This window comes from Agarivorans sp. MS3-6 (assembly GCF_054112545.1).
This window is the reverse complement of the sequence record NZ_CM134202.1, coordinates 1,607,157-1,632,787: the sequence shown is the minus strand read 5'-3', so window position 1 is coordinate 1,632,787 and position 25,631 is coordinate 1,607,157. Positions and strand designations below refer to the sequence as shown.

Sequence of the window (25,631 nt, the reverse complement as noted above, 5' to 3'; positions counted from 1 at the left end):
CTATGTACTAGAGCAAGTTAGTATAAAACCCAGTGATATTCCATGGTGTTGAATGTCGCCAAGTAAAAGGCCAATTAATCATGAGTTTTAATTACGAAGATGCTTTTTCAAGAAACATCGGTTGGGTAACTGATGCTGAGCAGCAAATACTGCGTGGCAAGCGGGTAGCAATGGCGGGGGCTGGCGGAGTGGGCAGCGAGCACATTGTTACGCTAGCGCGCTTAGGTGTTGGCAAATTCCATATTTCAGATTTCGATGAATACGAGGTGCATAACTTCAACCGGCAAGCTGGCGCATTTATGTCTACTGTAGGGCAGGAAAAAGTGAAGGTGATGGAAAAAATTTGTTTGGATATCAATCCTGAAGCCGAGGTGAAGTCTTTTCCTGAAGGGATCTTCGAGCACAACGTTGATGAATTTTTAGACGGTGTAGATGTGTACGTGGATAGTTTAGATTTTTTTGCTTTATCTGCCCGAAAGTTAGTGTTTCAAAAGTGTCTAGAAAAGAACATTCCTTTAGTTACCGCGGCACCCTTGGGAATGGGCTGCGCATTTCTATGTTTTATGCCGGGTAGCATGACCTATGAAGAATATTTTCGTTTTGAAGATGCCAGTAGTGAGAATGAGCAGTATATCAAATTCTTGATTGGCCTATCGCCAGCAATGTTACAGCGGCCTTACTTGGTTGATCCCAGTAAAGCTGACTTTCACGCAAAGAAAGGTCCATCGATGCCAATGGCGGTGAAGATGTGTGGCGGAATAGCGGGGACGTACGTGTTAAAAATTTTGTTAAATAGAGGAGATCTAATTACTGCGCCTCACGGTCTGCACTTTGATGCGTATAGGAATCGCTTTAAAAAAACTTGGCGCCCCATGGGAAACAGAAACCCTCTGCAGCGTATTGTATTTGGCGTGGCTAAAAAAATAGTATTGAGTAAATAGATCCTAATGATCCTTTAAGGGTGTTAAGATCGATATCAGGGTGTCAGATATTTTTACATTCCATTCATTCTTTCACCAGCCCCTTCATCTAACTTGTTGTAATAATTGGATATAAAAACTTGGCACTATGTTTGCTTTATTAAGCTTGTATCCGAATTACATGACCAAATGGACGGGCGACATGAATAAATTGAAAGTGACACTACTAGCAGCGAGCTTGGGTTTTGCAAGCATCTCAGCAAACGCTGTACTTATTACAGAATGGAGCTACCTAAACGACGCAGGCTTTGATGCATACACCTCTGATTTGGGTTCTGACCCAATCGATCAGACTGGTATCACTGCTACTGGTGAAACTCTAGACCAGTTTGACGGTATGTTTGGTGGCGAATTACCAAAAGATTTGGCGTGGGGTAACCCTTGGGCTCCGCAAAATCCAGAAGGTAAACAGAGCCAGTTAGTTATCGACGATGCTAAGGGTACAGCTTTAGGTGATGGTACAGTTCTAACCAGTAAAGTTGACGGCGCGCTACAAGGTGGTTTGCTTGATACTGATTGGACTGACGGTACTGGCTTAGTTCATAACAACTACGGTGTATCTGGAGACTTTTTGGAAGGTGCATTGTTGTATGATGGTCTTTTCCTAGCGCCTGCTCAGCCATTTGCTACTCCGTTGGCTCCTGCACCGCTGTTAGTATTCGCAGTTTTGTTTGAAGAAACAACTAACTACCCAGGTGGTGATTTAGTCGCCGGTTCTACTTGTGCTTATGGTGATGGTGTTACGGGTGAAGTGGGCACAGACAACGAGTTTGGCTGTTCAGATTTGTTCACTGTTGTTATTCCTGATGACGTATCTTACACACAAGACCCTGATGGAACTCTTTATTTGTCAAATAACTTCCAAATTGATGACGAGTACGTTTACACCATTACAACACGTTTAGCTGGCCTAGAAGCTGTTGAGAACGTAGCTTGTGTAACTGGTGCAACTTGTTTAGGTTTCGTGACAGTTGAAGGTTCTGACAACGAATTAAGTGCAGCATTTTCTATCACAGCAACCTCAGTAACAGAGCCTGGTACCTTAGCTATCTTTGGTCTTGGTCTGCTAGGTTTGGCATCTGTTCGTCGCCGTGCATAATGCTTAATTAAACGTCGCTAACATTTAGCATTGCATACCTAAAGCGCAGACTCGTTCTGCGCTTTTTTTTTCTGCCAACCTGCCCTCTATCATTCCAGCTATGTTCTAAACTATAAATGCAGCGTTTTGGCTAATTAGACACTTTGAGAGCCACTTATGATTCGAAACAAGTTTGTGAAAAATCTGGCAACTTATCCCGTTATAGGTGCGGCAGTAAGAGGTGGTATTTCGCTATTGGTTAAGCGAGAAGCGAAACTTATTGCCCAACATTTCGCAGAGTATCTTCGCCCTGTTGTGGCTTATAAAAAAGATACTGTTAATGAAGCATTTCGGATCCGCCATGACGTGTACTGTGAGGAATTGAACTTCGAACCTGTTCGTGAAGACGGAATGGAGCAAGACGAATTTGATCAGTATTCGCGATTCTGCTTAATTGAACACAAGCCAACGACTAACTATGCGGGTTGTGTGCGAATTGTTTCACCTTCTAATAGTGATGAGTTATTACCCATTGAAAAGTTTTGCTCTTCGGCGATTGAAGGTGCCAAGTTTCACCCATCTCAATTTGAACGCAATGAGATTTGTGAAATTTCTCGTTTAGCGGTTCGTCCTCAGTTTCGTCGCCGTAAAGCCGATAATTTTGACGGTGCAGCTGCTGGTGCGATTAATGAGCAAACTTACTCAGAAGAAGAGCTACGTTGTTTCCCGTTCTTGGCTATTGGTTTGTATCTATCTATAGCGTCATTAGCGGTTAGAGCGGGCACACATCATGCTTTTGTTATGATGGAGCCGCGTTTAGCGAGAAGCATGAGCTTTCTGGGAATTAAATTTGAACAGCTTGGGCCCGCGATTGAGTATCATGGCGTGCGAGCGCCTTATTACATTAGTGCTTCAATGTTGACTCGTAGCTTGCCTGTGGGTTTTCAAACGCTAATGAATAATATCGATAAAGAAGTCGAGAAAGGCTGCATGGCCGCTCGAAACAACGATGATAATGACGAGTATATTAAAAAAATGTATTCGCCAGACTTTGAGCAAAAAAAATCTCCCAATATGTCGATGCGGGAGAATTTTAAATGGTCTGATTCTAGCGGACTTTATATTCCGCAATAGTTGCCGTTAAACAACTATTGCGTTTACCTTACTTAGTTTAGCTGAGCTTCTAGCTCAGCTTTTTTATGGACCAACGCTGGCTCTATATCAACTAGCTTATCCAACAATTCTTTTGCCTGAGTAGTTTGTTTGTTAGCAATCAACGCCTCAACATAATGCAATCCAATTTCGTTACTTGCTTGTAGTTGATAGCTCTGCTCTAGTATTTGTTGAGCTTCACTTGCCTTACCTGATTTCAATAGCATATAGCCATAAGTGTCTTTCACTTGAGCTAGCTCAGGTTTTAACTGGTGAGCCTTAAGTGCATATTCAAGAGCTTGATTATGTTGGTCTTGCTGGTGCAAAACCCATGCAATGTTGTTCAAGGCTATAATGTTATTAGGCTCATTTTGCAGTATATTTTTATAGAGCTGCAAAGCTTGTTGAGGCTGCTTGTCCATTTGTAGTTCAGCGAGTTGTAATTTAAGGGGGGCCGCTAATTCACCATGCTCTTCTATTACTTGTGTGACGAAATCCTGTGCTTTAGCCAATTTCCCTTCTCGCTTGTAGCTTTGTATTAAGCGGCTCGCAGATTTAACACTTGGTAATTGAGCATATAGCTTTTCAAAGGTACTGGTCGCTTTCCCCCATTCTTGCTGAGCCGAATAAATAAAACCTTGTTGTTGTATAGCGGCTGGTGTTTCTAGCTGATTAGGAGGTAATTTGTTGAGCGCATTTTGGCTGCCATAGGTGTCGCCAGCTTTGAGTAATAATACGGAGTTAAGAAAATGTACTTTGGGATTAGTTTTGAATACTTGTGCAGCTCTATTACTTAAAGATACCGCTTCACTGAGCTGCCCTTTAGATTCGAGGACATTGATATTTTTTAAGTAGGCAACTAAAGATAGTGGAGAGCCATCCAACCAAGCTTGGTAAGTAGAATGGGCTTTTTCTGGCTGGCCTGTTTGTAAGTATAGGTCGCCAATTTGCCGCCAATGACGATCATTTCTCTGTAGCTCAGGGATTGCTGTTAGCGTGCTTAATGCAGATTGATATTCTTTTTGAGCGGTTAAAAGTAGCGCTTTTTGCTCAAGTAAGGTGGTGGAAGCTGGTAACAACAAAAGCTGTTCGTCAACAAGTACCTGCACTTGCTCCAACTTGTTAATTTGATTGGCATAAGTGGCCAAGTATTTGAATACGCTTTGGTTCTCTGGGTTTTCGCTCTTTAGTTGGTAAGCTTGCTTATAGGCCTCTTCGGTTTTCCCCTGATGCGCTAATACCGAAGAGCTGAATAGCCTAGCAGTTAAGTCTTGAGGGTTTACTTTTAAGATATCTTGGTAGGTTTGGAGTGCTTCGTCGTATTTTTCTTGTTGCTCTAGCATTGTGCCGAGGTAGAGTCGTACCGCTTGATCTTGCGGGATATTTGCTAACCACTCTCGTAACATCGGAATGACTTGTTCAATGCCATCATTTTGGTAGTAATAAGCTTGTTGCCCTAAGAACGCTTGTGAGTGGGCAGGGTATTCATCAAGAACTTCCTGAAGAACGTTGATGGCGTTCGGATCATTACGTTTAACTAATAATAGCCCCAAACGCGTTTTTTCTGGCAAACCACCAGACTTAGCCGCTTTTTCTGCAAGGTTTAACGCCTCGTCATTTCGACCTAATTGATTCAGTTGTAGACTAGCATTACTGAGAAAAGCAGCGTTTTCCAGAGAAGAAGAGTCTTGCTGGTTTAATTGATCGATGGCTCCGTCTAACTGACCAAGTCTAAATTGAGTCGATACTAACAGCCTCTGAGCGAGTTGGTTTGAAGGGTCATTGCTAACAACCCTAGAGAGTAGCGGTAATGCCTGCTCATTATTGTTTAATCGATAGGCTGATACGCCAGCTACCATTTGCGTGGAAGGATTATTGGAACCGTTTTGGAGGGCCCTTGTTGCATGAGTGTATGCATCTAGATAGTTTTGTTTTTCATAAAAAATATAAGCTTTTAGCTGATTCGTCAGCATATGGTTTGGGGCTACCTTCAATAACTTATCTAAATAGGGTTCAGCTTCATCAAACTGTTTGTTTTTAACCAAGGCTTGCGCTAGATATAGAGTGAATTGCACCGCCTCTGGCGCTAACTCGACTGCTTGTTGGTATGAGGCAACGGCTGTGGCATTATCGTTTGCTAACGACGCTAGGTGTCCTTTGAGGAGCCAAACATCGGTATTGTCGGGGGCTTCTTGGCTCAATTGGTTAATGGTTTCATTGGCACTAGCCAGTTGTTGCTCAGCGGCTGAAATACTGGCTTTCACCATGGTTGAATAGGTTCCTTCTATTCCCAGCTCTTGAGCTTGACTCAAGGTTGTCTTTGCCTTGTCTACTTGACCATTTCTAAACAGCGCTAAAGCATGAATGGCTAATACTTCCGTTTCTACTTCGATACTCAAACGGCGATTTTCGAGCAGCAATTCCTCAATGTTTTCAGGTTGACCTTGATTCAAGTAAGTTCTTGCGAGTAAGGGGATAAGTTGATCTTTGTCAGCATTGAGCTCTAGCGCCCGCTCTAATTCTTTTTCAGCCGCTAGGTAATTACCACGTTCTAGATATATTTTGCCTAGAGTTAGCCTGGCTTGAGCTAAGTTGGCGTCTTTCTTAATCGCATTTTTTAGTTCGATAATTGCTGCGTTTTGGTTGTTCTCAGAAAGATAGCTAGACGCATTAGATAAATGTTGTTCGGCAGTATCCCCACCACAAGCTGTTAATGCGATAGTTAGGGCTGTAGTTGCCAGGATTCTTTTCATTCCAAACCTATGATTGCTCATATTCTTCCCTGTTTGTTGGATTGATATATCACCTTAAAATCATACAGCTTAATTAGCCTCATGTCCTACTTTGTGGGGTGATTTGTGGCTAACTGAACTTAGGCTCTTACTTTCTGTTTCAATATGCGGTTTAATTAGCCTTAGAAAACTGTTTTCAAATTAAATGGATATATACATGGACGTGAGTATTGCCGTAATTGGCCTAGGTTATGTTGGCTTACCTTTAGCTGTTGAATTTGCTAAAAAGCGCACCGTAGTGGGTTTTGATATCAACCAAGGTCGCGTGTCCGAGCTACAGCAAGGTGTTGATCTTACACAAGAAGTAAGCAAAGACGAATTACAGGAAGTTGCTGGAAATATGTCTTACAGTTGCCAAATCGAAGACCTAGCAAAATGTAACGTATTCATCGTTACCGTGCCTACGCCGATTACTGAGCACAAGCAGCCAGACCTTACTCCATTGATTAGGGCTAGCGAAACGGTAGCTAAAGTATTAAAACCCAATGATATTGTTATCTATGAGTCGACTGTTTACCCGGGTGCGACAGAAGAACAATGTGTTCCGGTGCTGGAAAAAAATTCGGGTCTAATATTCAATAAAGACTTTTATGTTGGCTATAGTCCTGAGCGGATTAACCCTGGCGATAAAACTCACCGTGTTTCTACCATTAAAAAAATCACTTCAGGCTCAACACCTGAAATAGCCACTATCGTTGATAATCTTTACGGCGAGATTGTTGTGGTGGGGACTCATAAAGCCACTAGCATCAAGGTTGCTGAAGCTGCGAAAGTGATTGAAAACACTCAGCGTGATGTAAACATTGCCTTAATCAATGAACTGGCTCTTATTTTTAATCGCTTAGATATAGATACTGAAGCCGTATTGGAGGCTGCCGGTACCAAGTGGAACTTCTTACCTTTCCGCCCTGGTTTGGTTGGTGGCCACTGTATCGGTGTTGATCCATACTACCTCACTCATAAAGCGGAATCGATCGGCTATCGCCCTGAAGTAATTTTAGCGGGGCGTCGTATCAACGATAATATGGGGCGTTACGTGGTATCACAGTGTATTAAAGCGATGGTTAAGCGCAATATTTCTGTGGTGAACAGTAAGATACTTATCTTGGGCTTAACCTTTAAAGAAAACTGTCCAGATATTCGAAATACCAAGGTTATCGATATCGTGCATGAGTTTGCCGATTATGGTGTGCAAGTTGACACCTATGATCCATGGGCGGATAAGCAAGAGTGTCACGATGAGTATGGTATTGACCTTGTTGAATCCCCTCAGGCTGATAGTTATGAAGCGATTATTCTTGCAGTAGCGCATCAACAGTTTAAAGACATGTCGGTGGAAGATATCCGTGCGTTTGGTAAGTCTGATCATGTGCTTTATGATCTTAAATACCTACTGCCAGCTGACGCTAGCGACCTTCGCTTGTAAATAGGAGTTTAATAGTGACTCGTTTTAAACAAGTCTGTGAGCAGTTGCAGGCACAGCCAAAGGTATGGGCGATTTCAGGGGTTGCTGGCTTTATTGGCTCTAACCTTTTAGAAGCCTTGCTAAAGCTCAATCAGAAAGTGATTGGTCTCGATAACTTTGCCACAGGTCATCAACACAACCTCGATGAAGTAAAGAGTTTAGTGACAGAACAGCAATGGCAGCAATTTCAGTTTATCGAAGGGGATATTCGTAACCTAGATACGTGTAAACAATTTGTCTCTGGTGCTGATTATGTTCTTCATCAAGCGGCTTTGGGCTCAGTACCCCGTTCTATTAATGACCCTATTACGACTAATGAAGTGAATATTTCAGGGTATTTAAACATGCTGGTGGCGGCCAAAGAGCTGCAAGTTTCGGCGTTTGTTTATGCTGCCTCTAGTTCTACTTATGGCGATCATCCTGATTTACCCAAAGTAGAGGGTGTTATTGGTAACCCGTTGTCGCCTTATGCAGTAACTAAATATGTCAATGAGCTTTATAGCTCGGTGTTTGAACGTAGTTACGGCTTTCCCTCTATTGGCTTACGTTATTTTAATGTGTTTGGTCCACGCCAAGATCCTAATGGGGCCTATGCGGCCGTTATCCCCAAATGGACCGCGGCTTTGATTGATGAAGAACAGGTTTTCATCAATGGTGATGGTGAAACTAGTCGAGACTTTTGCTTTATCGATAATGTTGTGCAAATGAATATTTTGGCGGCAACCGCCGATCTAGCCAGCAGTGAAGTCTTTAATGTCGCGCTAAACGACCAAACTAGCTTAACGCAGTTGTACGACCTTCTTCGTGACAATCTAGCTAAACATGGTGTTGAACGAGAAGCTAAGCCAGAGTATCGAGATTTTAGAGCCGGAGATGTAAGGCATTCAAGAGCCGATATAAGCAAAGCTAATCAACTACTCGGATATGTGCCAGAATTTACTATTGGTCAGGGTTTAGCACTTGCGATGCCTTGGTACATTAATCAGTCTAGCCTCTAAAATTTGATTAGATTGGTGCTGTTGGCTTACAGACTATGACAGCGTAAAGAGTTGAAGCAGTACTATGACCCTTTCAAGGAATGAAAGAGCGACCCAAGTAATAAACCAGCGGCAAAATATTCGCTGGTTTTTGTCTTTATTATTTAGCACGTTATGCCTTTTTAAGGGCTCGGACATTGCTGTGCGAGTTAGCCAATGATGAGCGCTGCTAAGATACGTTGGCAAACCTTGGAAACCTTGGATGAGTTGTTTTCTTTAGAACAACAATGGAACCAATTAGCATTAACGTGCAGCGCGAGTTTGTTTAGCCAATGTCGTTGGGTGAAGCAGTGGGCTGAACAGTTTTGGCATTCAGGATGTTGTTTGAGCTGTTTAGCTGGATTTGATGGTGAGACCCTAGTTGCTCTGGCTCCATTCTACTCTCAAGTGGAAGGGCGCGGGCTAAAATTACAGCGTCTATCAGTGTTGGCTCAAGGAGAAGAAGAGCGTGCTGAACTGGCATCTGAGTATCCCGATATTTTAGTTGATCCTTTGTATAAGGGCATCGCTCAGCCGGTAATATTAGCATGGTTCACACAGCTTAAGGTGGATGTGTTTTATTGCCGAGCCTTGAAACAAAGCAGTTTGTTGTATGAGATTTTAGCTAATCAGCCAAAGCTGATTGTGAATAGCGCTAGAGGCTACTCGTTGGGCTCTGAGGGGTGGTCAATCAATCAACTTAGCCGCAACGGGCGTTCGCAATGGCGACGAGCTGATAAGGCGTTAAAGCAGCAAAATGCAGAGTTTAAATGGCTTAACAGCGATGAGATTAACCTGCAGTGGCCAGCATTAATTGCTTTTCACCAAATTAGGTGGAAACAGAAAGGCAAAGCAGGGGCCTTTGCAGACTCTCGTTTTATTGCTTTCCATGAACAGTTTGCTCAAGGGTGCCCGGAAAATGTTGCAATGAGCGGGGTCTTCATTGCAGGTAAAGCAATAGCGCTAAATTACTACTTACTAGACCAAAATAATTTGTACTTTTATCAATCTGGTTGGGATGAACACACTTACTCTCGCTATTCGCCTGGCTTTGCTTTGCATGTCTGGAGCATTATTAACAATCCGGTTACGCGCTATGATTTTATGATGGGGGCTCAATCAGCGAGTTATAAGGCCAAATTCTCATGTGATGAAAGCGCAATGGCCAATTTTTCTTTAATTAAATCTCCTTGGAGGACAAGACTATTCAAACTCGTCAACAAAATCCTTTAGGAGTTAAAGGTAACCCTGCTGGAAGAATACAGTTTCCTGTAAAAGAGAAAACAGCGCCTTTAGCCTTCTTTTTTCTTTGCTTGTACTCCATCGCTGTGCTTATTCGCCCGCATGAATTTTCCATTGCTACTTCCGAATACATAGTCGTTAAGGTTTTTGCGATCCTCTCTTTTACTTTTACTTTGTTGACGTTAAGGCCGATAAAACTACACGCTCAGCATTTTCTGTTACTTGGCTTGGTTCCATTGATTATGGTTTCGGCCGTTTTGAATGGCTGGGGCGGTGGCGGAGTCATACAGGCACAACGCTTATTCGTCAGTTCAATCATTCCGTTCTTCCTCTATAGTGCTTTGATTACTTCGCCAAATAGACAGCGTATGTTAATGCTGATATGTATCGCTGCAGCATTAATCATGGTTTACAACGGTCACATTCAGCAAGCCTCATTTAACGGTAAATATGGCATCGGAATTGGTAATAGTATCACTGTCGGTCGAGAAGAAATGCGAATCACTTACCTTGGCTTCTTTAGTGATCCTAACGACTTAGGTATGTTTTTAGTGATGAATATGCCATTTGTCGCTTATTTCTATGGCCGGGGTGGGGCTATTGTAAAAATCGCAATGTTAGCGATTCTCGTGGCCTTTGGGTATGGCGTGTATATGACTGGCTCTAGGGGCACACTATTGGGTTCAGTGGCGGTTATCGGTATTTATTTCTTGATTAGCAATGCAGGTGCTCGCTTAGTGTTGTTCATTTCTTTAAGTGCGCCGATTGCGGCAACATTGCTGGCCTCTTTTGGCGGCTTATCTTCCTCTGAGTCCTCAGCAGCAGGTCGCCTCGACGCTTGGTACGATGGAATTCAAATGCTTATTCATAATCCCATGTTTGGTGTGGGCATGAGTAATTTTATCGATGAGCATGGCAAAGTCGCTCACAATTCTTACGTGCATGTTGCCGCCGAACTGGGTATACCGGGGTATAGTTTTTGGGGCGGAGCTCTGGTGCTTAATATGCTGGTGGGTTACGCCATTTTGAAACGCTATAACCGATTCCCCAATGAAGAAGACCCTGCGGATTTAGAGGTGTCTGAAGACACCTCTACACAATACCAAGAGGAAGCTAGCCTTAATAAAACGCTGTTCTACTCTATGGTCGGCTTTATGGTCACCGCTTTCTTCTTGAGTCGTCAGTTTACTTTATTGATGTTTATTTTTATGGGGATGCAAACGGCGAGTCATCTTCGCTTGATGAAGCTTCGCCCGAATTTAGTGGAGTTGTTTTCTGCAAAAATGGTGTGGCGATGTATGGGGTATAGTTGGGCGATTATTGTTGCCGTGTATATGACGTTAAAAGTTGGCTTATAAGCTCTAAATAGGTAAATAGCTCTGTTAAATGGGGCTGTATAACAAAGGATTAACTAGGTTAAAAATGCAATTATTTTACTACAAGGATGAAGTGGGCAATTTTGGGGATGATTTAAACCCTTGGTTGTGGCCGCAATTACTGCCAGACTTTTTTAATGATGATCCCTCTGAGCAATTGGTGGGTATCGGCACATTACTTAATCATCGTTTACCTAGTAATAAAACCTTACATATTGTTGGCTCTGGTGTCGGTTATGGTCAGTTACCCAACGTCACCGAGCACTGGAAAGTACATGCGGTTAGAGGGCCCTACAGTGCCAAAGCACTGAATTTGGACCCCAGTAAGGCTGTCACTGACTCTGCTCTTTTATTGAGAAATGTAATGGAGCCTAACTATAAAGCTGATGGTGATATTGGCTTTATGCCCCACTATTTAAGTTGTCGCAGTGCTGATTGGCAAAACATCGCTGAAGCCTGTGGTTTCCGATTTATTTCTCCAGAATGGTCGGTCGACAAAGTCTTTGCTGAAATGGCGCAATGTAAATTTATGCTCACTGAAGCAATGCACGGGGCGATTGTTGCTGATGCTTTGCGCTTACCCTGGAAAGCGGTGATTTTGGGTGCTCATGTTAACCAAGTGAAGTGGCAAGACTGGCTCTCTACCGTTGATATGCGATATAAGCCTGAAAAGGTACCTAATTATTTTTATTGTCAGCCAATCAGCACGGTTAACTCGATTAAAGACGAAATAAAGCGTCAATTGCAAAGTGCAGGCTTAGGCAAAAACTGGTACAAACCTAAACCGCGGAATTCGAGTGAGCAAACTCGCTCTGAGGTCTGTAAGAGCCTCAGTGCTATCGCTAGTAATGCCCAGGGTGAACTGAGTAGTGAGCTCATCCAAAACAAACTAATTGTTCGCCTTAATCAATGCCTCGATGTATTACAGCAATAGCTTAGCAAAAGTGGGGAGTGGTAAATTATGACCAGTACAGTCAGTATCATTATGCCAGCTTATAACGCGGCTGCATTTATCGGTAAGGCGATTGATTCAATACTTAATCAAGGGTTTAGTGATTACCAGATTATCGTGGTTGATGACGGTTCGAAGGATCATACTCTAGAGGTGTTAGAACAATACGCCGACGACATCACTTTAATCACGCAAGCAAATGGTGGCGCATCGAAAGCTCGAAATACCGGGATTAAAGCGGCTACGGGTGAATTTATTGCCTTTTTAGATTCCGATGACCTATGGCGAACGCAAAAACTAGCATTACAAGTTGACGCGATGCAAAAAAATCCTAATTGGGTGGCTTGTTATACCGAAACTTCATACAAGGCCGATGAAGAGCGTAACGTTCAAGATGAAAGGATATCAGCGACCTTAGTCGGGAAAAGCTTACAGCAAGTGTTCCTGCATCCCTACTTGGTTACATCGTCATTTATGGTTCGACGAGAAATACTCGCTAAGGTTGGGGGGTTTGATGAAAGCTTAAAGACTGCTGAAGATATTGATTTGTACTTGCGTGTCGCGGAACAAGGTGTCATTGGCCAAGTGCAAAAAAGTTTAGTCTGGAAGGCTGACATCGAAGGTAGTTTAGGCAGTTTGTTGTCTTCCTATCAAGATAACCTCGATGTTGTTGACGCTTTTCTTGCACGCCAAGCAGAGACTGAGCAGTGGCGCAGCTTAGTTGGTAAAGTTAAGGCCAAGATTTTCTTTGACTGGGGTAAAGACTTGTTGTGGGATCAACAAGCTTATCCAGCCTTTAAAGTGCTTTCTCGCTCATTGTTGTTGAAGTTCAGTACGGCTACCATTTGGTTAATGATTAAAGCTCTCGTAAAAGGCATGTTGAATTCAATTAAGCCTGCTTAATTGACAAATGCCGACAGCGTAGACGCACCTTATTGGCTTCTCTTAAGCATCAATAGCATTTCCTTAATCGACTGTCGGTCTAACAACAGCATGAGGCCGACATAAGTTATGCCCCCCAGTGTAATTTGCATCACTAACTGGAGAGTTGTATTTAGGTCTAACATAGTTTTTGACGCGAATACCACGGCAAACATGGCAGCGCCAGCCAGCATCGGAGCGATCAGTAATTTTACAAACTGGCTAAATTGAGTCGCTAAAGCACGGCTATTTCGCCATGCTACGATCAAATAAGCTAAGGGAAAGCCACATAGCCAAGCTAAGGCTAAACCTGTCGCTCCGTACTGTGCCGCGACAGATATACTGATCAGCATGATTACGACCATGAAGCACAGATTTATTAGCATGTGATTGACTTTTTTAAGGCTCTTTAGGGCAGGGTTGAACAGCTCTTCACTAAATCTTAAAGGCATTACCATTAACATAATGGTGGTGGGAATGATTGCTCCTAGCCATTTATCACCAAGTAATAATGGAATGACGAGATCGGTTACCGAAGCCAAACCCCAAAAAATAGGTAAGGTTAAACTAATACATAAACGTTGCGCTTTTAAGACGTACTTTGCTATCAGCTCTGGTTGGTCTTGAATTTGTGAAAATGCAGGAAATGCCACTTGCCTTAATAGGGGCATAATTTTTTTCTGCGGCATTAAAGCTACTTGTAGGCCAATGGCGTATAGCCCCACTTCAGTGGGAGTCATTATACGACCGGCAATCGCTACGTCCATATGCATAAATACATAGAACAATACCGATTGTATCGATAACATGCCGCCAAACTTTAGCATGGCGGTGATATCACTTATTTTAAAGCTAGGCAAAAAATTGATGGGTTTTGCAGCAAAGGTTAATGATGCGCGAAGACCAATAAAAATGATTTCGCCAATAACCAGCGACCAAAAGCCATAACCCATGTAGGCCATTACTAGGGTTAATATTGCGGCCACTATATTAGAGATAGCGGCAATAATGGATACCCGTTTAAACTCCATATTTTTTGCGAGCAAGGCTGCCGGGATAACCTCAAGCGCCAAGATAATGAAACACCAAGCGTTTACCTTAAGAATGCTACTGACCATTTCTGATTGATAGTAACTGCCTGCGACATCTGCTAAAGAGTACTGAAGGGCAAAAAAGCCGAGGTGGCTAAGAATAATCGCGCCAAATAGCTGCTTGAGGCTTTGCTTACTTAAGTTTTTTTCCTGAATGATTGATGACGCAAACAAAGAACCCAATAACAGGTTTAAAAAACCAAAGAGCACGTCTGACATAGCCACTACGCCATAATCATCGGGGCTTAGTAAGCGGATAACCCAGAAGGTCATTGCCCAGCGTAGTAGTTGGGTTACAATTTTTCCCATCGCTACCCATTTTAAAGATGATAAAACTTGGCTTTTTAAATTAGCATTTTTAGTCATGATGCAGCTTGTTGCTCGCTTAGGTAGGTTTAGTGGTATTGCTTGGGATGGTATAAACCTAAGCGTGCCAAAACAAATTTCACTGGTTTTTTTGCATTTTTTAAGGCTATGTTTGGAGTGCCTTTCAAATATAAAAAAGCTGCTAATAAATAATGCTTAAAAGAAAAATAATACCGTTGCTGCTTAGCCCATAGCACAATTTCTTTTAATAGAGGGTCCTTGCTGATGAGCATGTCTGCAATAAACTGATCTTTGTGTTGCTGGTATACAGCCATATCAAAACTGTCTTGGTATAGGCTGAGCTTATCTGCAATATCAAGTGTTAATAGTGTACGTAAACACTTTTCACAGTGTGAGCAGTTTTGTGCCAGATCGCCTTTTACGCACACATCTAATACTTTAAAAGAGTGTGAGTTATCACTTATTCTTAAGGTTTTCTCTACTCTCGAATATTCACTCCCTACTGAGTGGCTTTGCAAAGATTCGGTTGACAGTAGGGGTAAACTAAATACGTCACTATAGGCCATGTCATAACTTGAGCCGACATAGAGATCTTGATAGCTGTAGGCGGATGAATAAAGAAAGTGGCCAATATGTTTTTGAAATAAAAGCGGAATTGCAGCATTTCGAATGGTATGAGTCAGCTGGAAATCTAGCGCCCGCTTGTAAAAGTCATTCATATTAGAGTTCACCATAATGAATGGCAGTTTCCAAGTGCTAGCAGAGTGCTTCAATTGTTCGTAACGTTCTCTAAACAAACGCTCTTTACCTAAACCGTGTGAGCCCACATTGTTATACAATAAATGGCTTATTTTTAGCGCTGACGGTGTGGAGTCTGCGAAGTAGTCGGTAATCGTACAGAAAGAATCGACCCCCGCGGAGAAGCCTGAAATCACCCCCGTTGCCGAGTTTGATTTATTACAGCAGTGGTCTGCTGTAATAGTAATGCGCTGTAGTTTAGGGATTTGTTGAATAACCAGCGTTTGGTAAGCGTTATTAAGGTTGAACAATAGCTGCTCTGAAACGCTGCCTGAGACATGGATGCTTTCGTTGGCTAACATTGCGGGGAGCAGCAGAGAAACTAAAGCAGTGTCAGCGCTATTGGAGACGCTTAAGTTGGCAGAGTGGCTGATTTCAAACCATAATTGCTGTGCTTGACCTTTAAGATCAAAGTTAACCTGATAAACAATCGCTCCCTCTTTAGGGACAATTGAAACTGGACCGATGTCCATACAGCGTTTTCCTTAACACGAGTTTATCATCTAATGATGCTTAGGCTAACGTATCTTAAGTGAAATTAGTAGTTAGCTTAGCGTTTATATTTGGATCAATTTAGCGGTAAAATGGGGGATTAGGGTATCGATTTATTACAAGTGTTCAAACAGGCTAAAAGATGCTTGTCGCCCGCTTAGATGTTAGGCTTGTTGTCATACTGGCAAGCAGCTATTGATTGAAAGCAAAGATGCTTTTATTCCTTACTCTGCAGTTTCTCGCTATTTAATTATCATACGGACATGGAAGCCACTGATGGCCATTTACCCATCTTTTTTACGTAAGGTCTTAATGCCCGGCTACGAGGCAGTTAAAGGCAAAGAGTTATTAAAACACTTAGGCGCATACGAACAACGCTTAAGTTGGTCAAAAGAGCAATTGTTGGCACATCAATGGCTAGAGTTGCAAAAACTGTTAACTCACGCCTTCCAAAATACTCAATATTACCCACGAGTTTGGGCTGAAGCGGGGATCTCTGATGTTCGTGATATCGCTAATTTAAGTGACTTTCAGCAACTGCCTATTGTGACAAAAAACGACATTAAACAGTACTACGCAGAGTTTGTCTCGGTTAAGCACCCCAATAATATTCGTAAATCAACAGGCGGCTCGACGGGGCAACCATTTCATTTTGAATTAGACCTTAACAGTAATACTCGTCGAGAAGCGGTGATGTGGCGTGGTTATGGCTGGTTGGGCGCTGGATTAGGGCAAAAAACCTTATATCTATGGGGAGCCGATTTAGGCCAGCCGTCGCGTTTTAAAGTCATCAAAAATGCGCTCTACCATGGCTTCTATAACCGAAAAATGCTTAATTCTTTTGCTATGAACAATAGCAATAAGCAGCAATATGTTGATGATATTAATGGCTACCAGCCGACGGCGGTGGTGTCTTATGTCAATCCTTTATTTGAGTTGGCGCGATTTATTAATGACAACAAAATTAAGGTATGGCGGCCAAAAACTATTTTAACGGGTGCTGAGCCTTTACATGATTTTCAGCGCGAAGAAATAGAACGAGCCTTTAATGCTCCGGTTTATAATACCTTTGGCTGCAGAGAATTCATGTTAATGGCGGCAGATTGCCAAGAACACCGTCAGTTGCACATCAATATTGATCATTTAGTTGTTGAAACTATTGATGATAGAGGCAATGCGCTTACAGGAAGCAGCGGTGATTTATTGGTGACTGATTTGTATAACTACGGTATGCCCTTGATTCGTTACGTTAACGGAGATAGAGCTACTTTGGTGGAGCAGGCTTGCAGCTGTGGAAATCCTTTGCCAATTATGTCCAGCATAGATGGTAGAAAACTTGATATCATTAAAACGCCGTCTGGCGGCAGTATACCTGGAGAGTTATTCCCTCATTTGTTCAAAGAGTTTGCTGGGATCTCGCGCTTCCAAATTATTCAGCAGCAACTTGATCAAATCACCATGAAAATAGTCGCCAATGAGCAGTTTGGCGAAGCCGATAAAGAAATGATTAGTCAAGAAATCAATAAATATAGTCACGGCGAGCTGGGCCTCAATTTTGAGCTGGTGGATGATATCCCCTTAACCGTAAGCGGCAAACATAGGGTAACCATTTGTGAAGTCTAACCCTGAAATGGTGATAATTACCAACTTGTACCCTCTGCCTTGGGAACCAAACCGTGGCAAATTTAATCATCAGCAGTTTGAGTTACTCAAATCTAATTATCAGTTAAGTATTTTGGTTCCAGTCGCGTTTCTTGAGTGGTTCAAGCATCGTAAACAGATTCGCCAAACCGAAACGCTGCGTTATGTACCTTATTTTTATACACCTAAGTTAGCGCGTCGCTTTTACAGCCTTATGATGTTTTTATCGTTGTTGCTGCATAGTGGCTTTTGGTTAAGGCGTAAACGACCAAAAATTTTGATGGCCAGTTGGGCGTTTCCTGAAGCGGTGGCCTCGAGTTGGTTAGCGAAGTTACTTGGCGCTCGGTTTTTCTTTAAGGTACATGGTAGTGACATTAATCTATTAGCCAAGGATCCTGCTCGCGCCAAACAAATCAAAAAAGCCAGTGTGAGTGCGCTAGGCATTTTATCGGTATCACAAGCGTTAGCGAAGGAAATGGTCGGCTTAGGAATTGAACATGCCAAAATTTCGGTGATCTATAACGGTGTTGATCACCAAAAGTTTGGTGGTGTGACAGCACGCCCTTTTCGTCAAAACTATGTACTTTATGTCGGTAATTTGAAAGCGGATAAGGGCGTGTTGGAGCTATACCAAGGCTTCGCTCAAATTGCTAGCGAACAACCCGCATTGCAGTTGGTTTACGCTGGTACCGGAGCAATGAAAAGAATCATTGAGCAGCAAGCTGACGCAGATGACTTGGCTAAACGGGTCCATTTTCTGGGCTCAGTTGAGCATGCTTTATTACCCGCTTGGGTTGCTCATGCTGATTTACTGGCATTACCCAGCTATGCTGAAGGAGTGCCGAACGTAGTGCTAGAAGCAATGGCTTGTGGCACACCTGTGCTGGCAACGTCTGTTGGTGGTATTCCTGAGGTAGTTGATGAGGCCTGCTGTGGCGTATTGATTCCGCCGCAAGATAGCATAGCCGTTGCGCAAGGCTTGCAACAAATATTGGCTAGGAAATGGGACAAGCAAACCATTAAGCAGCACGCTAGTCAGTTTTCTTGGCAAACTAATCAGCAGCAGTTTTTAAGTATGTTGAAAAATGGCGAAGCTTAAAATAGATAAGTTAATGAATTGCTGGGGCTAAGCTGGTATTTTGTTACACTCAGCGGCTGGTTTTAACCCGAAATGATTGGCGCAAACGGATTTGTAGTTAATGTTAAATAAGATCAAATATCTTATACGCGATAAGGTCCTTCCAGATCGTTGGTTTTTGATAAAAAAAAGCTCGCCAAAGGCAGCTTTATATCTAACCTTCGATGACGGACCTTACCCAGAATTTACCACCTCATTATTGGCGTTGTTGGCTAAATACAACGCCAAGGCGACGTTTTTCGTATTAGGCGCTCGAGCAGAGAAGTTCGTTGATTTAACTACGCAAATCGTTCAAGAGGGGCATGTGCTTGCCAACCATTCGTATAATCATCCTCGATTTGATCAAATAGCTATCACCGAACGCAACCAACAAATTGAATTAACCAATCATGCGATTAAGCAATTGACTAACCAAAACTGTCGTTTGTTTCGTTCTCCGCAAGGGCGTTGGGATTGGCCATTATTGGTTTATTTGATTCGCCGTGGCATAACCGCTGTGCATTGGAGTCGTGACTCCCTCGATTACCAAAAAGACCCAACAGAGACCTTAATTAAGCGTTTCAACGATCAGCCTGTTAAAGCGGGCGATATTATTCTTTTTCACGATGACAATGACTTGTGTATTGAAGCTTTAGCGGTTCTGATTCCGCAGTGGCAAGCGCAGGGTTTTGAACTTAAAGCATTGGAGAGCTAACGTAAATGAATATTCTATTCCACCACCGAACTCGTGGCAGAGGTGCTGAAGGTGTGCATATTCGTGGTGTGGTTAAAGGCCTGCGTGATTTGGGCCATAAAGTCAGTATTTTATCGTTACCTGGGGCAGATCCTGAAGAAGAGCTGACTGCTTCGGCAGCTCAACCCGAGCAACAATCAGCTTCAAAAAAACCGGCTAAAAAGAGCCTGTTCTCTCGCTTAGCTGAGTTAACTAAATATACCCCTGAGTTTGTCTTTGAGTTGTTTGAACTCGCTTTTAACGTGTTGGCTTGGTGGCGTTTACGCAAGGCGGTGAAGCAACAGAATATAGCGCTTATTTACGAACGCTATTCTCTATTTATGTTTGCTAGCGTTTGGTGGGCCAAACGGCACAATGTTCCGATTGTGTTAGAGATTAATGACTCGTGTTTAGTGCATCGAGTGCGGGAATTGTTCTTTCAACGTTTTGCTAAGTCCGTAGAACAGTGGATATTTAGCAATGCCACTGGCTTGGTATTTATCTCTAGTCGTTTTCAGCAAGTTGCCCAAGACGCTTATCCAAATATCGCGGCTTCGGTTATCTCGCCAAATGCTGCAGATCTAGACCAGTTTGTCATTGATAAGCCGGCCGCCCAAGCGCTCAGAGAAAAACTGAAAGTTGAAGACAAAGTGGTGGTGGGTTATGTAGGGGCTTTTGTCCATTGGCATGGTATCGACTGGTTTGTAGACCTCATTGCTGAACGGCTGAAGGATTACCCTAATATCGTATTGTTGCTGGTGGGTGACGGTGTTTGCTATCAAAGCATTAAGCAACGGATTGAAAGTGCAGGAGCAGGTGCGCAAATTATCATGCCGGGTCGGGTGGCTCATGATCAAGTGCCGACTTACCTGTCAGCGATGGACTTTGGTATTTTGCCCGACTCTAACGATTACGGTTCGCCAATGAAATTATTTGAATTTATGGCGATGGGAAAAGGTATGGTCGCGCCTGATTTTACGCCTATTGAAGAAGTGGTTGCAGACGGTGAAACCAGTTGGCTGTTTAAAGCTAATGATCGTGAAGCTTGTGTGGAACGGGTATTGAGTTTGTCTGCTCAGCCAGAGCAACAGCAGCACGTGGGTAAGCAGGCACGGGCATATATCGAACGCGAAAGACAGTGGCGTCATAACGCGGAACAATTATTAACGTTGGTGAAATGATGGAACAACTCAAGGCTGATTTTCGTCGTAAACAAGAAATCTTTAAACAGGATGGTGCAGCGGTAAGTATGTTGCGGATTGTGATGGCCGATGGCTCAAGTGCCAACATTATTTATCGTTGTATGCGTTGGTGTGCGACCCATAACTTGGGTTTACTTGCTTATTTTTTTCAATGGTTTAACAAGTTTCTTAATGGCTGTGTTATTGGTAGTGGAGCAGAGTTTGGCCCAGGCTTTGTGATTATGCACCCAGTAGGAATTGTGATTAATTCCAAAGTAAAAGGTGACGCTAATATCACTTTAGAAAGTGGGGTGGTGATTGGCGATGAAAAAGGCAAATCTCCGCGCTTGGGCTCTGAGATTTTTGTAGGGGCTGGCGCGAAAATTATTGGTGGTTTAACCGTGGCTGACAAGGTGAAAATTGGTGCTAATGCGGTATTAACTAAAAACGCAGAAGAAGGGATGACTATGTTGGGTATTCCAGCTAAGCCTTACCATCGGGCTGCAGAGAAGGCAGAGCAATAATGGAACTACTATTTTGGATAGCGGTAGGCCTAATTATTTATAGTTATGCTTTATATCCGATTGTATTGTTGATGATGAGCGGTATAAAGCAGGCAATACGTGATACTCGCTATGTTTGGCGCCGTCACGAGCGACGTTCTAATCAGCCGGAGACCTGGCCTTCAGTATCAATCATTATTGCCGCCTACAACGAAGAGCAATGTTTACAACAGCGCATCGATAATCTTTTGCAGCTTAATTATCCCAAAGATAAGTTAAACATCCATATTGGCTCTGATGGTAGTACAGATGCTACCGCTGACATCTTAAATGCGGTGAAGGCGAGCCATGTTAAGGCCCATGTTTTCGAACAAAATCGCGGCAAGATCAACGTATTGAATGATTTGGTCGAGATAGCTGCAGATTCTATTTTGGTTATGTCTGATGCCAATACTCATTTTGAAGCCGACGTAATTGAAAACCTAGTTCGTCATTTTGATAGCGATGATATTGGTGCTGTATGCGGAGAGTTGCATTTAGTCGATTCAGAATCGGAAGATAATAAAGACGGTATTTACTGGCGTTATGAGCAAATGTTGAAATTTCATGAGTCACGTCTAGGCGCCTTGTTGGGGGCGAACGGCGCGATTTACGCGATAGCTAAACCACTTTATCAAGCTTTACCGGCCAATACGATAGTGGATGATTTCATGATTGTAATGAATGTATCTAAGGCGGGCAAAAAGGTGTTGTATGAACCTAACGCAGTAGCTTACGAGGAGGTTGCTCCTTCATTACATGAGGAAGAGAAGCGCCGAGTGCGCATTGGTACCGGAAACTATCAAGCTTTTACGCGTTGTTTATGGGCTTTAAACCCTTTGTTGGGGGCGCGTTGTTTTTCTTATATTAGCCATAAGGTACTGCGTTGGTTTACTCCTCACTTAATGCTGATTGCCTTGTTTTCCAACCTTATGTTAGTTGGGCACGCTTGGTATGGCGCTTTACTGGCTTTGCAGGTAGCGGGTTACCTCATCGCGGCTTGGGGTAATAGCCGCAGTAAGCAAGGTAAAAGCTTACCCGGAAGTATTGCCTTTTTAACTTTTTTTGTTTCGATGAACTTAGCGTTACTCAAAGGCTTTTACTCATTCTTATTTAAAAATGTGCAAGGCACATGGCAAAGGACGTCAAGGTGATAATCTTTTTCATTTTACTATTGTTACTGCTAGCTGGCACTGCAGCGGTCGCTCTTATCATTCGCAAAAAACAGATGCATCTGTGGTTGCCTCATTATCTTAAGCAAAAGTTTAGGCCTCGCGCAAAAATTGATGGCCCCACCCACATTTTATTTTGTTTTGTTGATCATTATGAGCCGCAGTGGGGGAAAAACATTAGTTTGGATCAAGAGCGCTCAAGAGTAGATCGTTGGTTTAATGAATACCCTGAAGTGGCGGGTAAACACCAAGACGCTGATGGTTGTTTTCCAAAGCACTCCTTTTTTTACCCAGAAGAAGAGTACCGTTTCGAGCATTTAGCTAAAGTTGCTGATTTGTGTGCTCGTGGCTTTGGTGAAATAGAGATTCACTTGCATCATGATGATGATACCAGTGCTAACCTTCGCAAAACGCTTGAAGGTTTTACCGAGTTATTACATGAAAAACACGGTGCGTTCGTGCGTAGTGAAGAAACCGGAAAACTGCAGTATGCCTTTATTCATGGTAACTGGACTCTCGATAACTCTCACCCTGATGGCAAATTATGTGGAGTAAATGATGAGCTTATCGTTTTAAGAGAAACCGGTTGTTTTGTTGACTATACCTTCCCTTCTGCGCCGAGTGTGACACAACCAGCTACCGTGAATGCTATTTATTACGCAAAAGATGACCCGCATGGACCTAAGTCACATGACAAAGGAAAAATGGTCGAAGTTGGTGGTCAAGCTTGGGGGGATTTAATGCTAATTAACGGCCCACTAGATTTGAACTGGAAAGCGCGTAAAAAAGGCATTTTTCCGCAAATAGAAAACGCAGATATTCGAACTAGCATGGCACCAACTAAAGACCGCGTAGATTTGTGGGTAAACGCCAATATTCACGTGGAAGGACGCCCAGAATGGCGCTTTATTAAAATCCACACTCATGGCACCCAAGAGGCTGACATGCCAACCTTACTAGGTAAACCGTTTGATGAAATGTGTAGTTATCTAGAGAGCAGGTACAACGATGGTCGTGATTACGTGTTGCATTATGTATCGGCTCGAGAGATGTATAATATGGCTAAAGCTGCAGAGGCCGGAGAAACAGGTAACCCTCATGCCTACCGGGACTACATAGTAAAAGCTCCAAGCTATAAAACCTTAGACGAGTGCGCTAATGCTGAATAAGGCCAAAATTAGGCAGTTAATATTTGGTAAACGCAGTATTTCAGACAGACGTTGGCAGCAACGATTGCCTGGTATTTATGTTTTTAATTACCACCGTATCGGTGATGCTCGCTCTAGTGACTTTGATCCTAATGTTTTTAGCTGTACTGCGGAGCAATTTGAACAGCATTTACTTTTCTACAAGCAGCAGTTCGATGTGCTAAATGAAGCTCAACTATTGAGTCTGTTAGATTCGCAACAAGCGATTACAAAGCCGTATGCATTAATTACCTTTGACGATGGCTATATTGATAGCTATCAACAGGCGTTTCCACTGTTAAAAAAGCATGGTTTAAGTGCGATGTTTTTTGTTGTTACTGAATATACTAACGGTGGGAGCTTAGCATGGTGGGATGAAGTCGCTTGGTTAGTTAAACATAGTAAAGTCAGCCAACTTAAGCTTGAACATTGGGCAAATGCCGTGGATCTATCGGGTAAAAATGAAAAGCAAAATATTCGTAAAATGCTGTTTGCTTTTAAGGCTGACCAACAGTACACAATGGAACAAAAATTAGTGCAACTGAGGGCCATTTGTAAGGCTCCTGCGTTGCAAAACTCCCTCAGCCTATTTGCTAACTGGCAGCAGTTACAAGAAATGGCGGCTTCAGGCATGACCATTGGCTCTCATACTCGCAGTCATCCAATATTGGCTCATTTAGAGCCCGACCAACAGCGCGAAGAGCTTGATGAGTCTCGGCGTTATATCGAAAATCAATTAAATAGCTCGGTGTGCATGTTAGCTTATCCTGTTGGCAGTACCGATAGCTTTACTGAGGTCACTCAGATGCTCGCTAAAGAAACTGGGTATCGCTTGGCTTTTTCATTTATGAACGGTATTAACAAACAGTTAGACGAGCAAAGTGCATACAGCTTAAAGCGTATCTCTGTAGATGGAAATAAGTCGGTAGATTCACTGAAGGTGCAAATAATGGAGCTGAATTCCAAACTAGGGAATTGAAAACGCAGGCTTGCTGAATTCAACTATTTGCACTTAACTAGGAGAGCAATGTAGCTCTGTTTACGTAACAAGCAAGGATGATTGAAATGACTCGGTTTGTTGGTAGAGTTTTAGCCCAATTAGTATCAGTTCCTATATTTTGTCTGGTTAGTGTTTTGTTATCAACCAATGCTGTCGCCAAACCGTCACAATTAGAGGTGGTTATTCAGTCCTTTGAAGGCGCTAGTTCTTATCGCTACTTCGTTCTGCCTGTGCCAAATTTTACTATCTCTAGAGAACACGGTTTCGAGCTTAGTCAAGCAGGTAGAGTTCTCGATTTTTCAGCAAATGCCCATCTTATGTGGCCGCAAGCCAACACTAGTAGGTATTACCGAGGAGTACTTTTTAAAGTCACTGGCCTCAATGCAGGTGAGTTGACCATTCGCTGGGCAAAAAATTTAACTAAACCCTCAGGTATAATAGCGATTGAAGAGCCTTTATTGGTCGAAGCTGAATTTACTGATGAATGGCTGAATATGGCGCTTTACTCGCCTGTTATATATAACGCTAACAATATTGATTGGGGCTGGTTTGATAACGCTTATTGGCGTTATGCAAGTTATAGCGCAGACGAAGTATTGATTGGCGAATTGAGTAAACCCAAAGATCCAGCTAAGAAAACGACTTTACCCAGTAATAGTGCGGCACCTTGGCTGTACGATCGGCCTTACACGTTCTATCAATTGTATTTTAAAACGGCAGACCGACGCTGGAAAACAACGGCGCATCAACAAGCGCAATTTTTTATTAGTCAATTGGATAAAAATGGTGACTTTGCATTGAAAGGCTCCGCTGATCTCAAGTATATGTTGAGCGCAGGCCTGTTGATTGACTACTTATTTTATCCACACCAATCTACCAAATTAGTCATAGAAGAAATTGCAGCTAAAGGTCTCAGTTGGCCAGCCAGATATAGCTCAAATTTAGGCTTTTGGACTGAACGACACTTATCTGTGGCTTTAGGTTTAGCGCTAAACCATTGGGAGTTAGACGGTTCAGAGCAAGCTTATAAGCGTCTTGAGCTGCTGCTAGCGGGCATTCGAGATAACCTTTGGGTCAGTATGCCAGGGCGGGGGGGATGCTTAAAACACAGTCTTAAGTCTCACTCCGCAAAAAATAGTAAAGAGCAGGTGTGTTCGCCGTGGATGAGTGCCTTAGTGGCAGAGCAATTGTGGCGTTACTTTTGGATGACTAAAGATCAGCAGGCGGCAGAGTTAATCGTAGATTTTGCTGAAATGCTGCTACATCAAGGTGTGTATAAGGTCGACTCTAAAGGGAAGACTTTGTACATTCCTGATTACTTAGTCTTTTTTAAAGAATCTATTTTTCAAGACAGAAACTCCTGAACAGAACGGCAA

21 protein-coding genes are annotated in these 25,631 nt (G+C 42.8%); 18 read left to right on the top strand and 3 right to left on the bottom strand.

The window, feature by feature from the left end:
* The first annotated feature begins 80 nt into the window (after nucleotides 1–80).
* The 3 genes from ACVFI8_RS07335 to ACVFI8_RS07325 all read left to right on the top strand — a co-directional run bounded on the left by ACVFI8_RS07335 (nucleotide 81) and on the right by ACVFI8_RS07325 (nucleotide 3,192).
* Nucleotides 81–941 carry a ThiF family adenylyltransferase gene (locus ACVFI8_RS07335; protein ID WP_457873491.1) on the top strand — a complete coding sequence of 287 codons (861 nt, stop codon included), beginning with the start codon at nucleotides 81–83 and terminating at the stop codon, nucleotides 939–941.
* Nucleotides 942–1,122: 181 nt separating this feature from the next.
* Nucleotides 1,123–2,079, top strand: coding sequence for a THxN family PEP-CTERM protein (locus tag ACVFI8_RS07330; RefSeq protein ID WP_457873490.1), 957 nt, complete (start codon nucleotides 1,123–1,125; stop codon nucleotides 2,077–2,079).
* Between the two features lie 156 nt (nucleotides 2,080–2,235).
* Nucleotides 2,236–3,192 carry a PEP-CTERM/exosortase system-associated acyltransferase gene (locus tag ACVFI8_RS07325; RefSeq protein WP_457873489.1) on the top strand — a complete coding sequence of 319 codons (957 nt, stop codon included), beginning with the start codon at nucleotides 2,236–2,238 and terminating at the stop codon, nucleotides 3,190–3,192.
* Nucleotides 3,193–3,224: 32 nt separating this feature from the next.
* Here ACVFI8_RS07325 and prsT read toward each other — a convergent pair whose 3' ends face one another.
* Nucleotides 3,225–5,963, bottom strand: a complete 2,739-nt coding sequence (prsT, locus tag ACVFI8_RS07320; RefSeq protein WP_457873488.1) for an XrtA/PEP-CTERM system TPR-repeat protein PrsT — start codon at nucleotides 5,961–5,963, stop codon at nucleotides 3,225–3,227.
* 196 nt (nucleotides 5,964–6,159) lie between these two features.
* On the opposite strand from prsT, the gene tviB reads away from it, so the two are divergent.
* From tviB to ACVFI8_RS07290, 6 genes are all read left to right on the top strand, one after another.
* Nucleotides 6,160–7,428, top strand: coding sequence for a Vi polysaccharide biosynthesis UDP-N-acetylglucosamine C-6 dehydrogenase TviB (gene tviB, locus ACVFI8_RS07315; protein WP_457873487.1), 1,269 nt, complete (start codon nucleotides 6,160–6,162; stop codon nucleotides 7,426–7,428).
* Nucleotides 7,429–7,442: 14 nt separating this feature from the next.
* The gene (locus ACVFI8_RS07310; protein WP_457873486.1) at nucleotides 7,443–8,465 is read left to right on the top strand and encodes an SDR family oxidoreductase; all 1,023 of its coding nucleotides are present in this window, start codon (nucleotides 7,443–7,445) and stop codon (nucleotides 8,463–8,465) included.
* Between the two features lie 195 nt (nucleotides 8,466–8,660).
* Nucleotides 8,661–9,716: a GNAT family N-acetyltransferase gene (locus ACVFI8_RS07305; RefSeq protein ID WP_457873485.1), complete on the top strand. Its 1,056-nt coding sequence runs from the start codon at nucleotides 8,661–8,663 to the stop codon at nucleotides 9,714–9,716.
* A 251-nt stretch (nucleotides 9,717–9,967) separates the two neighbouring features.
* Nucleotides 9,968–11,083 (top strand): O-antigen ligase family protein, encoded by a 1,116-nt coding sequence (locus ACVFI8_RS07300; protein ID WP_248714109.1) that lies wholly within the window; start codon nucleotides 9,968–9,970, stop codon nucleotides 11,081–11,083.
* Nucleotides 11,084–11,147: 64 nt separating this feature from the next.
* Nucleotides 11,148–12,035, top strand: a complete 888-nt coding sequence (locus tag ACVFI8_RS07295; RefSeq protein WP_457873484.1) for a polysaccharide pyruvyl transferase family protein — start codon at nucleotides 11,148–11,150, stop codon at nucleotides 12,033–12,035.
* Between the two features lie 27 nt (nucleotides 12,036–12,062).
* Nucleotides 12,063–12,956, top strand: coding sequence for a glycosyltransferase family 2 protein (locus ACVFI8_RS07290; protein ID WP_457873483.1), 894 nt, complete (start codon nucleotides 12,063–12,065; stop codon nucleotides 12,954–12,956).
* Between the two features lie 29 nt (nucleotides 12,957–12,985).
* Here ACVFI8_RS07290 and ACVFI8_RS07285 read toward each other — a convergent pair whose 3' ends face one another.
* Together ACVFI8_RS07285 and ACVFI8_RS07280 are read right to left on the bottom strand one after the other, a co-directional pair.
* Nucleotides 12,986–14,374: an oligosaccharide flippase family protein gene (locus tag ACVFI8_RS07285; protein ID WP_248714112.1), complete on the bottom strand. Its 1,389-nt coding sequence runs from the start codon at nucleotides 14,372–14,374 to the stop codon at nucleotides 12,986–12,988.
* Nucleotides 14,375–14,460: 86 nt separating this feature from the next.
* Nucleotides 14,461–15,663, bottom strand: coding sequence for a hypothetical protein (locus ACVFI8_RS07280; protein ID WP_457873482.1), 1,203 nt, complete (start codon nucleotides 15,661–15,663; stop codon nucleotides 14,461–14,463).
* 295 nt (nucleotides 15,664–15,958) lie between these two features.
* On the opposite strand from ACVFI8_RS07280, the gene ACVFI8_RS07275 reads away from it, so the two are divergent.
* The 9 genes from ACVFI8_RS07275 (at nucleotide 15,959) to ACVFI8_RS07235 (ending at nucleotide 25,619) form a co-directional block, all read left to right on the top strand.
* Nucleotides 15,959–17,305, top strand: a complete 1,347-nt coding sequence (locus ACVFI8_RS07275; RefSeq protein ID WP_248714114.1) for a phenylacetate--CoA ligase family protein — start codon at nucleotides 15,959–15,961, stop codon at nucleotides 17,303–17,305.
* On the top strand, nucleotides 17,295–18,422 hold the full coding sequence (locus tag ACVFI8_RS07270) for a glycosyltransferase (protein WP_457873481.1): 1,128 nt from the start codon (nucleotides 17,295–17,297) through the stop codon (nucleotides 18,420–18,422). The genes ACVFI8_RS07275 and ACVFI8_RS07270 overlap by 11 nt, the downstream gene beginning before the upstream one ends.
* A gap of 100 nt (nucleotides 18,423–18,522) precedes the next feature.
* Nucleotides 18,523–19,155 carry a polysaccharide deacetylase family protein gene (locus ACVFI8_RS07265; protein ID WP_248714116.1) on the top strand — a complete coding sequence of 211 codons (633 nt, stop codon included), beginning with the start codon at nucleotides 18,523–18,525 and terminating at the stop codon, nucleotides 19,153–19,155.
* 5 nt (nucleotides 19,156–19,160) lie between these two features.
* On the top strand, nucleotides 19,161–20,354 hold the full coding sequence (locus ACVFI8_RS07260; RefSeq protein ID WP_248714117.1) for a glycosyltransferase family 4 protein: 1,194 nt from the start codon (nucleotides 19,161–19,163) through the stop codon (nucleotides 20,352–20,354).
* Nucleotides 20,351–20,878: a serine O-acetyltransferase gene (locus ACVFI8_RS07255; RefSeq protein WP_248714118.1), complete on the top strand. Its 528-nt coding sequence runs from the start codon at nucleotides 20,351–20,353 to the stop codon at nucleotides 20,876–20,878. Before ACVFI8_RS07260 ends, ACVFI8_RS07255 begins: the two co-directional genes overlap by 4 nt.
* Complete coding sequence (locus tag ACVFI8_RS07250; RefSeq protein ID WP_248714119.1) at nucleotides 20,878–22,050, top strand: glycosyltransferase family 2 protein; 1,173 nt, start codon at nucleotides 20,878–20,880, stop codon at nucleotides 22,048–22,050. The genes ACVFI8_RS07255 and ACVFI8_RS07250 overlap by 1 nt, the downstream gene beginning before the upstream one ends.
* Complete coding sequence (locus tag ACVFI8_RS07245) at nucleotides 22,047–23,237, top strand: hypothetical protein (RefSeq protein WP_457873480.1); 1,191 nt, start codon at nucleotides 22,047–22,049, stop codon at nucleotides 23,235–23,237. The genes ACVFI8_RS07250 and ACVFI8_RS07245 overlap by 4 nt, the downstream gene beginning before the upstream one ends.
* Nucleotides 23,227–24,234, top strand: a complete 1,008-nt coding sequence (locus ACVFI8_RS07240) for a polysaccharide deacetylase family protein (protein WP_457873479.1) — start codon at nucleotides 23,227–23,229, stop codon at nucleotides 24,232–24,234. The genes ACVFI8_RS07245 and ACVFI8_RS07240 overlap by 11 nt, the downstream gene beginning before the upstream one ends.
* Nucleotides 24,235–24,320: 86 nt before the next feature.
* A complete protein-coding gene (locus ACVFI8_RS07235) occupies nucleotides 24,321–25,619 on the top strand; it encodes a hypothetical protein (RefSeq protein ID WP_457873478.1) in 1,299 nt (432 codons plus the stop codon).
* Nucleotides 25,620–25,631 lie beyond the last annotated feature (12 nt).

Excerpts from the sequence above, each read along its gene's own strand:
- ACVFI8_RS07335 (WP_457873491.1), top strand. The coding sequence starts at position 81 with ATGAGTTTTAATTACGAAGATGCTTTTTCAAGAAACATCGGTTGGGTA.
- ACVFI8_RS07330 (WP_457873490.1), top strand. The coding sequence starts at position 1,123 with ATGAATAAATTGAAAGTGACACTACTAGCAGCGAGCTTGGGTTTTGCA.
- ACVFI8_RS07325 (WP_457873489.1), top strand. The coding sequence starts at position 2,236 with ATGATTCGAAACAAGTTTGTGAAAAATCTGGCAACTTATCCCGTTATA.
- prsT (WP_457873488.1), bottom strand. The coding sequence starts at position 5,963 with ATGAAAAGAATCCTGGCAACTACAGCCCTAACTATCGCATTAACAGCT.
- tviB (WP_457873487.1), top strand. The coding sequence starts at position 6,160 with ATGGACGTGAGTATTGCCGTAATTGGCCTAGGTTATGTTGGCTTACCT.
- ACVFI8_RS07305 (WP_457873485.1), top strand. The coding sequence starts at position 8,661 with ATGATGAGCGCTGCTAAGATACGTTGGCAAACCTTGGAAACCTTGGAT.
- ACVFI8_RS07300 (WP_248714109.1), top strand. The coding sequence starts at position 9,968 with ATGGTTTCGGCCGTTTTGAATGGCTGGGGCGGTGGCGGAGTCATACAG.
- ACVFI8_RS07295 (WP_457873484.1), top strand. The coding sequence starts at position 11,148 with ATGCAATTATTTTACTACAAGGATGAAGTGGGCAATTTTGGGGATGAT.
- ACVFI8_RS07290 (WP_457873483.1), top strand. The coding sequence starts at position 12,063 with ATGACCAGTACAGTCAGTATCATTATGCCAGCTTATAACGCGGCTGCA.
- ACVFI8_RS07285 (WP_248714112.1), bottom strand. The coding sequence starts at position 14,374 with ATGGGAAAAATTGTAACCCAACTACTACGCTGGGCAATGACCTTCTGG.
- ACVFI8_RS07280 (WP_457873482.1), bottom strand. The coding sequence starts at position 15,663 with ATGGACATCGGTCCAGTTTCAATTGTCCCTAAAGAGGGAGCGATTGTT.
- ACVFI8_RS07275 (WP_248714114.1), top strand. The coding sequence starts at position 15,959 with ATGGCCATTTACCCATCTTTTTTACGTAAGGTCTTAATGCCCGGCTAC.
- ACVFI8_RS07265 (WP_248714116.1), top strand. The coding sequence starts at position 18,523 with ATGTTAAATAAGATCAAATATCTTATACGCGATAAGGTCCTTCCAGAT.
- ACVFI8_RS07260 (WP_248714117.1), top strand. The coding sequence starts at position 19,161 with ATGAATATTCTATTCCACCACCGAACTCGTGGCAGAGGTGCTGAAGGT.
- ACVFI8_RS07255 (WP_248714118.1), top strand. The coding sequence starts at position 20,351 with ATGATGGAACAACTCAAGGCTGATTTTCGTCGTAAACAAGAAATCTTT.
- ACVFI8_RS07250 (WP_248714119.1), top strand. The coding sequence starts at position 20,878 with ATGGAACTACTATTTTGGATAGCGGTAGGCCTAATTATTTATAGTTAT.
- ACVFI8_RS07240 (WP_457873479.1), top strand. The coding sequence starts at position 23,227 with ATGCTGAATAAGGCCAAAATTAGGCAGTTAATATTTGGTAAACGCAGT.
- ACVFI8_RS07235 (WP_457873478.1), top strand. The coding sequence starts at position 24,321 with ATGACTCGGTTTGTTGGTAGAGTTTTAGCCCAATTAGTATCAGTTCCT.